The organism is Pseudomonas sp. SDO5591_S426, from assembly GCF_054070755.1.
Genome location: NZ_JBSVXD010000009.1, coordinates 62,001 through 69,381 on the forward strand (window position 1 = coordinate 62,001; position 7,381 = coordinate 69,381).

Below are 7,381 nucleotides of genomic sequence, written 5' to 3' on the forward strand. Positions count from 1 at the left end.
GGCCGCGTTCACTTTCTTTGCAGCAGCCATTGCAGCAAACCGGTTTTCTTGACCTCCACCGTTTTTTGCATGACCAGGGTCTGACGGATTTCCTGGCGCTGATCCTGCAAATTACTCAGGGCGGTTTTCAATTCAGCGAGGTGCTCCAACTGGCTGCCGAACAGGTTTTTCTCGATGCGAAACAGACGTCCGCTGGTAATGCTGCGGAACTCCCCACGCGAAGGTTTATCGGCAAGAATGCCCTCCTCGCCCAAGACTTCACCCGGCCCCATGCGCCCGACTTCCACCAGTTTTTCGTCGTCATGAATTGCCACCGACACCACGCCGGTGCTGATGATCATCAGGCAATCGGCAACCTCGCCGAATGCCAGAATCACCTCGTCGGCCTGATAGTCCACGGGGCTCATTTCATCGGCCAGGCGGTCACGCTCGTCATTGCTCAGTGAGCGGAATATCCGCACGTCCTCCAGCAACCGGCGTTGACGGTTCCAGTGCTGCTCGTCCTGGCCGTGGCCCCAGCTGACACCCGCGGCTTCGAGGTGACGATGGGCCAGGTCGAACATCAGGTTGCAGATTTCATTTTTGCTTTTGGCCGAGGCGATGAAGCCCTTGAGCTCGTACTCGGTGTAATCCAGGTGCGAGGCTTTGACCGAGACTTTGGCCGTGCGCGCCGGCAATAGCGCACGGGTGCCGCGCAAGGTTTTTTCCAGGGCATCGATGACCCGGCGCGGGCGCACACTGCTGGGCACGGCGATGATCACACTGACCCCATGCACATCACCCGGCCGACTGAAATTGATGATCCGCGCTTTCGCAGCCACCGAGTTGGGCACTACCGCAATGCCACCCATATCGGTCATCAAGTGGGTCGAGCGCCAATCGATTTCGACCACTTTGCCCTGGGTGCCGTCGATGGAGATGCTGTCATCGAGTTGGTAAGGCTTGGTGGTGTTGAGCACGATGCCGGAAAACACGTCGCTCAAGGTGCTTTGCAACGCCAGGCCGACAATGATCGCCATCGCTCCGGAGGTCGCCAGCAAGCCCTTGACCGGCAACTGCAGGACATACGCGGCGGCGCCGACAATGCCGATCAGGAAAATCACGGCGCCGAGCAGGTCGTACAGTAAACGCGCGCTGTGACCGGCCCGGGACGTCAGGCCATAGCCAACGATGATGGTCACGGTCCGGGCCGCGAACAACCACCAGCCAATGCCCAGCACCGTGCCCATCAGGTTGAGGACGGCGTCGTCCGGCCACAGTGGCGGTTGCAACGGGCTGATGCCGGCCAAGGTCATGACCCAGCTGAACGCCACAAAAATACCGATGCGAACGCACAGGCGCAGGTTGTGCCGCGTCGCGCCGATCAGTTGCCAGAGCGCCAGGTCGATCACGACCAGGATGACACCGCAGATCAACGGGTGAGTTTGCAGGAACGTGAACATCAATGATTTCTCCACTGCCCTTTTCAGCAGTCAGGAACCTGCGGGCGATTGCCGTCAAAAACAGATTAGCGCCGATGGGAGAAAACACCGCGAAGGCTGGCGACCAGCCTTGTGCATCTGATTGATCGGCACTGTAAGTTGCCCGAATGCGCCAGGCACTCCTACCTCAGTGCTAACCATTAATACCCAGGTATGACGAGGCTGACCCCCATGTGCTAGCGCGCTGTCTTGAGGTAGGAGTGTTATCCGGACCCCGTCGATTTACGCTGGTCACCTCGAATGAATCAACTCATCGCGCCGATGCGCTGGCCTGAGGACGGTTGTCATGAACGCACTGCAAAAGCTGTACATCGTCAGTCATCCGATGCGCATCAGCCGTTATGGTGCGCACACGTCCCTGTCCATCGCCGAGCGCGTCGAGATCATCGATGCATTGACGCAAACGCTGAGCACCACGCTGGGCATTCTCGCTCAGCTCAAACGGGGTCAGCAGAAACTGCACAACGTCAGCTTCCTGCCGGTTCAACAGCTGTTCCACCGGCTGGTGCGCACCAACACCGACTATGCCGAATTCCTCGTCACCGGCATCACTGACTTGGGCGGATATGCCGAAAGCGCATCGCTCTACGCCCTGAATGACACAAACGAGGCACAGTGTTTTGCCGATTGCCTGACAGGTATTTGCCAGGGAACGCGCCGCCTGCGGGCTTTCGATGCCTTGCTGCGTGATTACCGGGAATGCGCCATCGCCAACAAGGACAACGCCAGCAAACGTTTTTTCGAAGAATGCACCCGCCACACCGCGCGGTTCTTGTTGTTGATCGAGGATAACCTCAGCCATGAACAACCATGGTGAAGGCTCTATCTCAAGACTTGATATTGATAACCCGTCGCAACTAAGGCGAAAAACCAACCAAACATACCCAAGTATACTATTCCGCATTTTTGGAGCGCGTATCTTGCAAGTATGGCGGGCGCCACTTAGCGCCACTCGCAATGACGCAAGGTTTCTACATGTTCAACTCAGCTATTATTTCAGTTGTTGATGATGACGAACTTATTCTTGTCTCACTGGACAGTTTATTGCGCTCTTACGGTTACACGGTAATGACCTACAACAGCGCCTATGCGTTTCTTGAGTCCAGCGGGCCAGAGCAGACCCACTGCCTGATCTCGGATATTCAGATGCCCGGCATGTGCGGGGTAAAGATGTACGAAGCGCTGGCGGCCAGGAATACCCATATCCCCACGCTGTTCATTACCGGCAAACCGGGTCTGCCGCCGCAGTTCAGTGCCAGTGTGCGAAAGCCTGAAGGTTATTTTTCCAAACCTTTTAATACCGATGCGTTGCTGGCGTGTATAGAGCGGGCCTTGAAGCGCCGGGCTTGATATTGATTAAACAACTTACCTTTTCTTTATCCGTTCCCGATTAATTAAGACTTTCACGTTCCCCACTCAACTAAAACATCAACTTTAAGAAACCGTGCCATGCCCAAAAACAAACTGACCTCAATCAACGGCGCGCCCGTCGTCGACAACTTCAATATCCAGACCGCCGGCCCTCGTGGTCCGGCACTGCTACAGGATGTCTGGCTGCTGGAAAAACTCGCCCACTTCGACCGCGAAGTCATTCCCGAGCGGCGCATGCATGCCAAAGGTTCCGGCGCCTACGGCACCTTCACCGTGACCCACGATGTGACGCGCTACACCAAGGCTCGCCTGTTTTCGGAGGTGGGCAAGCAAACGCCGATCTTCACCCGTTTCTCCACCGTTGCCGGCGAGCGCGGCGCGGCCGATGCCGAGCGTGACATCCGAGGTTTCGCCCTGAAGTTCTACACCGAGCAAGGCAACTGGGATTTGGTGGGCAACAACACCCCGGTGTTTTTCTTTCGCGATCCATTGCGTTTCCCGGACCTCAACCACGCGGTCAAACGCGACCCGCGTACCGGCATGCGCAACGCGCAAAGCAACTGGGATTTCTGGACGTCACTGCCCGAAGCCTTGCATCAAGTGACCATCGTCATGAGTCAGCGCGGCATTCCGCGCAGCTATCGGCACATGCACGGTTTCGGCAGCCACACCTTCAGCCTGATCAATGCCAACAACGAGCGGCACTGGGTCAAGTTCACCTTCAAGAGCCAGCAAGGCGTGCAAAACCTCAGCGACGAGGAAGCGCAAAATCTGATTGGCCGCGACCGGGAAAGTCATCATCGGGATTTGTTCGACAGCATCGAAGCGGGTGACTTTCCGCGCTGGACGTTCTACATCCAGGTCATGACCGAAGACCAGGCCCATGACCACGAAGTCAATCCGTTCGACCTGACCAAGGTCTGGCCGCACAAGGATTACCCGTTGATCGAAGTGGGCTATTTCGAACTCAACCGCAACCCGGAAAACGTCTTTGCCGAAGTCGAGCAAGCGGCGTTTTCGCCATCGAACGTCGTGCCCGGTATCGGCTTCTCACCGGACCGGATGCTGCAAGCGCGCCTGTTTGCCTACGGTGACGCGGCGCGCTATCGCCTCGGCGTCAATCACCATCAGATCCCGGTCAACGCCGCCCGCTGCCCGGTGCACAGCTTCCATCGTGACGGCGCCATGCGCGTGGATGGCAACTACGGTGGCCAGTTGGCGTACGTGCCCAACAGCGATGACCAATGGGCCGACCAACCGGACTGGCGCGAGCCGCCGCTGAAGATTTCCGGCGCTGCCGGGCATTGGGATCATCGTGTGGATGAGGACCACTTCGAACAACCGGGCAACCTGTTCCGCCTGATGTCGGAATCGCAGAAGCAGGCGCTGTTCGAAAACACTGCGCGTTCGCTCAGTGGCGTGTCGCAACAAGTGCAGCAGCGGCATGTTGCTCACTGCACCCAGGCTGATCCGTTTTATGGGGCTGGGGTTTCCAGAGCGTTGGCCGAGATCGGTCAGTAGCGCACAAAACCCTGTAGGAGCGAGCCTGCTCACTCCTACAATGGATCTCCATACCCAACAAGAAAAGGACCTCGATTGAGACGTGTGCGCAAGCCGAGCTTCGATGGCATCATCACCCGCTCGAAGGTTTGATCGTCCAAGGAAAAATCCTGATGCGTACCGAAACACGGCTGGTGTTCTATCCAGGCGCTCAGATGCAGGCTGCCAAAACAACAGAGAGCTACCGATGACGGCTATCGTTCGGCCACGGCCGATGCTGATTACCCTGGGTCTGTTGTTGGTGTTGGTGTTCTGGCTGTCCCTGGCCCTCGGGCCGGTCAGCCTGCCGCTGGGCGATACCTTGCTGGCCGGGTTGCGCTTGCTCGGGATGCCGGTTGACGGTGGCGACACGCAACAGGCGGAATTGATCCTCGGTCAGATCCGCTTGCCACGCAGCTTGCTTGGCATCGCGGTCGGTTCGGTACTGGCTCTGTCAGGCGTGGCGATGCAGGGGTTGTTTCGCAACCCGTTGGCGGACCCGGGTCTGGTCGGCGTGTCCGGCGGTGCGGCGCTCGGTGCCGCTTTCGCCATCGTCGGCGGCAGCATGCTGGGCGGTTTGCCGCCGGCCATCGAGCCGTATCTGCTGTCGGTCTGCGCCTTCGTTGGTGGCTTGATCGTTACGGCGGTGGTGTATCGCTTCGGCCGCAGCAACGGCCAGACCAACGTCGCCACCATGTTGCTGGCGGGCGTGGCGATGACGGCCATGGCCGGTGCCGGGGTCGGTTTGTTCACCTATCTGGCCGATGACGCCACGTTGCGCACCCTGACCTTCTGGAACCTGGGCAGCCTCAACGGCGCCAGCTACCCGCGCCTGTGGCCGCTGCTGATCGTGGCGGTGGGCGTGGCGTTGTGGTTGCCGCGTCGCGCGGCGGCGTTGAATGCGATGCTGCTGGGCGAATCGGAAGCGCGTCACCTGGGTTTTAACGTCGAGCGGATCAAACTCGAACTGGTGCTGTGCACAGCGCTGGGCGTCGGTGCCGCCGTAGCGGCGGCGGGCCTGATCGGCTTCATCGGTCTGGTGGTGCCGCACCTGATGCGCCTGCTGGTCGGTCCGGATCATCGGGTGTTGTTGCCGGCCTCCTTGCTCGCCGGGGCCAGCCTGTTGCTGCTGGCCGATCTGATTGCCCGCCTGTTGCTGGCGCCGGCCGAGTTGCCGATCGGCATCGTCACCGCACTCATCGGTGCGCCCTTCTTCCTTTATCTGCTGGTGCGAGGGCGTTCCTGATGCTGCGGGCAAACAACTTGCTGGTGCGGCGCGGCAGTCGCACCGTGCTGGCCGACATCGATATCGAGTTGCGTCCGGGCGAAGTCCTTGGCGTGCTGGGCCCCAACGGCGCCGGTAAAAGCACCCTGCTCGCCGCCCTTTGCGATGAGCTTCCCATCAGTGAAGGAACGGTCAGCCTCGACGAGCGCAAGCTCGCGGACTGGCCCGGTCAGGAGCGGGCCAAACGCCTGGCGGTTCTGCCGCAGAGTTCGAGCCTGAACTTCGCCTTTTCGGTCAATGAAGTGGTGGGCATGGGTCGTTTGCCCCATGCCAGCGGTCGTGTGCGCGATGCCGAAATCGTCGCTGAGGCACTGAGTGCCGCCGACGCCTTGCACCTGGCCGGGCGCAGCTATCTGGCCTTGTCCGGTGGCGAGCGCCAGCGCGTGCATCTGGCGCGAGTGCTTGCGCAACTGTGGCCGGGTGCCGAGGGGCAGATTCTGCTGCTCGACGAGCCGACCTCAATGCTCGATCCGCTGCACCAGCACACCATCCTGCAAGCAGTGCGCGACTTCGCCGGGCGCGGTGCGGCGGTGCTGGTGATCCTGCACGACCTTAATCTGGCCGCGCGTTATTGCGATCAGTTGCTGCTGTTGCAGGACGGACGCCCGCACGCCTACGGCCCGCCGGACGAAGTGCTGACAGCCGAAGCACTGCAAGCGGTGTACGGGCTGCAAGTGCTGATTCACCAGCACCCGGAACGTGGCCACCCATTGATTATCGCGCGCTGATACCCGCCCCCTCCCGCAGTTGCAAGCGAGGGGGCCACCGTCTAATAAGGAAAACCGATGCGCATTCTGCTGTTATGCCTGGTCAGCCTGCTGGCGGCCTGCCAATCCCATTACGTCGCACCGCCACCGGCATCGATCGCACCGCAAGGTCGCAATCACGCGGATCTCGGGGTGATCCGCGAACTCGCCACCGGCCGCACTCTCACCCCGCAAGAACTGGTCGAGCGTCTGGCTGCTGCGCCACGGGTACTGGTCGGAGAACAACACGACAACCCCGATCACCATGCCGTGCAACTGTGGCTGCTGCGCCAACTGGCGGCGCAACGTCCACAAGGCAGCCTGCTGATGGAAATGCTCAATCCCGACCAACAGGTGAAAGTCGACGCCGCGCAAGCCGCCACGCGCGCGGGTCAACCACCGGCCGACGCTTATCAGGCGCTGTCCTGGCAAGCCAATTGGGATTGGGGCGTCTACGGTGCGATTGTCACTTACTCCTTGCGCCAACCCTACCCGCTGCTGTCGGCCAACCTCGATCGATCGCAGATCATGCAGATCTACAAACAGCGTCCGACCCTCAGCGGCGAAGCGTCCACCACGCAAAAGGTGCAAGCGACTTTGCTGGAAGACATCCGCGAATCCCATTGCGGCTTGCTGCCTGAAACGCAGATGCCAGCGATGCTCGCCGTGCAGCAACAGCGCGACCGACGCATGGCCGAGCGCTTGATGGCGGCACCGATTCCGGCCGTGTTGCTGGCGGGAGCGTTCCATGTGCGCAAGGACCTGGGCGTGCCACTGCACCTGAAAGACCTCGGTGTCGGCGAGGGTAACGCGGTGCTGGTACTGGCCGAAGCAGGCAAGACCGTGAGCGCCGAAAGCGCGGATTACGTGTGGTACACCGCCGCACAACCGGAGCAGGATCACTGCGCGAAATTGCGTCGTTAAAAAGCAAAAGATCGCAGCCTGCGGCAGCGCCTACA

Annotated in this window: 7 protein-coding genes; 6 read left to right on the top strand and 1 reads right to left on the bottom strand. The window is 60.2% G+C overall.

The genetic code is table 11. From position 1 onward, the window contains the following. Positions 1 to 8: 8 nt before the first annotated feature. Positions 9 to 1,442: a mechanosensitive ion channel family protein gene (locus tag ACW9JC_RS03880; RefSeq protein WP_457453693.1), complete on the bottom strand. Its 1,434-nt coding sequence runs from the start codon at positions 1,440 to 1,442 to the stop codon at positions 9 to 11. 325 nt (positions 1,443 to 1,767) lie between these two features. On the opposite strand from ACW9JC_RS03880, the gene ACW9JC_RS03885 reads away from it, so the two are divergent. The 6 genes from ACW9JC_RS03885 (at position 1,768) to ACW9JC_RS03910 (ending at position 7,346) form a co-directional block, all read left to right on the top strand. Continuing rightward, complete coding sequence (locus ACW9JC_RS03885; RefSeq protein ID WP_448107181.1) at positions 1,768 to 2,298, top strand: hypothetical protein; 531 nt, start codon at positions 1,768 to 1,770, stop codon at positions 2,296 to 2,298. Positions 2,299 to 2,456: 158 nt separating this feature from the next. After that, positions 2,457 to 2,831 (top strand): response regulator transcription factor, encoded by a 375-nt coding sequence (locus ACW9JC_RS03890; protein WP_457453696.1) that lies wholly within the window; start codon positions 2,457 to 2,459, stop codon positions 2,829 to 2,831. Between the two features lie 99 nt (positions 2,832 to 2,930). Further along, positions 2,931 to 4,373, top strand: coding sequence for a catalase (locus tag ACW9JC_RS03895; RefSeq protein ID WP_457453697.1), 1,443 nt, complete (start codon positions 2,931 to 2,933; stop codon positions 4,371 to 4,373). 280 nt (positions 4,374 to 4,653) lie between these two features. Beyond that, complete coding sequence (locus ACW9JC_RS03900) at positions 4,654 to 5,637, top strand: FecCD family ABC transporter permease (RefSeq protein WP_457453701.1); 984 nt, start codon at positions 4,654 to 4,656, stop codon at positions 5,635 to 5,637. Continuing rightward, positions 5,637 to 6,404, top strand: a complete 768-nt coding sequence (locus ACW9JC_RS03905) for a heme ABC transporter ATP-binding protein (RefSeq protein WP_457453699.1) — start codon at positions 5,637 to 5,639, stop codon at positions 6,402 to 6,404. The genes ACW9JC_RS03900 and ACW9JC_RS03905 overlap by 1 nt, the downstream gene beginning before the upstream one ends. Before the next feature lie 57 nt (positions 6,405 to 6,461). Then, positions 6,462 to 7,346, top strand: coding sequence for a ChaN family lipoprotein (locus tag ACW9JC_RS03910; RefSeq protein ID WP_457453700.1), 885 nt, complete (start codon positions 6,462 to 6,464; stop codon positions 7,344 to 7,346). Positions 7,347 to 7,381: the final 35 nt, after the last annotated feature.